The organism is Mesobacillus sp. (assembly GCF_049588175.1).
Taxonomy (GTDB): Bacteria; Bacillota; Bacilli; order Bacillales; family Cytobacillaceae; genus Mesobacillus.
The window spans coordinates 1-1,816 of record NZ_JBAVFI010000214.1 but is presented as its reverse complement, the minus strand read 5'-3'; the positions used below and the strand labels follow the sequence as shown (position 1 = coordinate 1,816).

Below are 1,816 nucleotides of genomic sequence, written 5' to 3'. Positions count from 1 at the left end.
GAGAAACTCAGTATATTGAATATGTTAAAAGAATTTCCGGAGGGGGCAGAGTCTGTTGTAATTGGAGAAGTGACCGGCATAAAACGAGGGCGTCTCCTGTTAGAGACGCCAATTGGATCAAAAAGGCTTCTGAACAGGCTTTCTGGGATGATGCTGCCACGAATATGCTGATGTCGGAAAACAAGAAGCAGGTTATCTTAATCCCCGTATCAATAGCTTAAAGTAAGTCAGTAAGACAGTAAAAAAATTTTATTATCCGCACAAACAGACACATTTCGACCGTGATTTGGGGTATAATATAATCAAACGGGTATAAAAGAGGATTGATACTTTGCTATTCAAAAGCCTAGAGTTCAAAAATGTTGTTGGACAGAAGGTTAAAGTCGTTGATATTCCTGTATTGGAGGAAGAGAGCCCCTATTATTTTATGATCCAAGTCCGTTTGCAAACTTTCATCACATCGATCTATCAGGAACGAAACGCCAAGAAATTTTATTCATTTAAGGATTATTTAAAAAGAGCTATAAAATGGCCAGATTACGAACAGTTATTTAAATCGGCCGAATTGAAAAATAACGCATAATGGTTTACTTTTGAAGCGCCTTGATAGGCGCTTTTGTTCTTTTATTGGCAGTCTCTCTCTTTGAATATTTTTCCTTTGAATTCACTTTATGATTTCCTGATAAAGAGTCTTCACAGAATAGTACGATTCAGTGAGAGATTAGGTAGCAAAAATATCTTGTTAGCACGATTAATATGTGAAATAGCAATCAATATTTTTATTTTTTTAATAAGAAAATGTATAATAATTATAGTGTTTTTTGATAGGGATGTGAATTTATGACTAAAATCAAAATTGTGACGGATTCCACATGTGATTTAAGTGATGATTTAATTAAAAAAATGGGCATTACCGTAGTTCCTTTATCAATTTCTATTAATGGAGAGAACTATTTAGATAGAGTTGATATCACTCCAAAGGAATTTATCGAAAAAATGAAAGCTTCTCCTGAATTGCCAAAAAGCTCACAGCCTCCTGCTGGGGAATTTCTTAAAGTGTATGACCAGCTTGGCGACGAGGGGTATGAAGTGATTTCAATTCATATGACCGGCGGGATGAGCGGTACGGTTCGGTCAGCAGAAAGTGCTGCGCAAATGAGTTCTGCAAAAGTGAATGTAGTCGATTCGAGATTTATTTCAAGAGCATTGGCTTTTCAAGTGCTCGAGGCAGCAGAAATGGCTGCTTCGGGTAAGGAAGTTGAACAAATACTAACCAGACTGGATGCTGTCAGGGAGCAGACACGTCTATTTGTAGTGGTGGATACCCTCGAAAATTTAGTCAAGGGCGGACGGATTGGAAAAGGCAAGGCATTGCTCGGTTCGTTATTGAACATTAAGCCAATTGCTTCGCTCGAAGGTGGAGAATATACACCTGTTTCCAAGGCAAGGAGTCACTCGCAGGTTGTTAAATTTCTAAAAAACCAGTTTTCGGAGGATGTCAAAGGCAAGAAAATCAAAGGTGTTGGCCTCGTCCACGCCGAGGGTTTGAAGTTAGCAGCTACACTTAAGGATGCAATCCAGGAAGCATCAGGTTATGGAGATATAGCCATTGAGGATACAACACCCATTATAAGTACACATACAGGTGTTGGCGCGATTGGGTTTATGTATTATTTTGAATAAGGTTCTGCTCTTTGCATGTTTTAAAGACTATATAGTCAATTGCGGTTTTTTAAGTACATAGCTAAAGTTAATGAGTAATAGATTAAAACAGAATTAAATATTTTTTTTAAGTCTTAGTGGTAAGGTCCTGAAC

General features: G+C 37.7%; 3 protein-coding genes. All 3 read left to right on the top strand.

Annotated features, from left to right (window positions below; all coding sequences use genetic code 11):
- Positions 1-221: hypothetical protein (locus WB217_RS05365; protein WP_423991365.1), on the top strand; the 221-nt coding region annotated here is incomplete at its 5' end.
- Between the two features lie 110 nt (positions 222-331).
- Positions 332-583, top strand: a complete 252-nt coding sequence (locus WB217_RS05360; protein ID WP_423991363.1) for a DUF2535 family protein — start codon at positions 332-334, stop codon at positions 581-583.
- Positions 584-840: 257 nt separating this feature from the next.
- Positions 841-1,683 carry a DegV family protein gene (locus WB217_RS05355; RefSeq protein ID WP_423991361.1) on the top strand — a complete coding sequence of 281 codons (843 nt, stop codon included), beginning with the start codon at positions 841-843 and terminating at the stop codon, positions 1,681-1,683.
- The last annotated feature ends 133 nt before the right edge of the window (positions 1,684-1,816 follow it).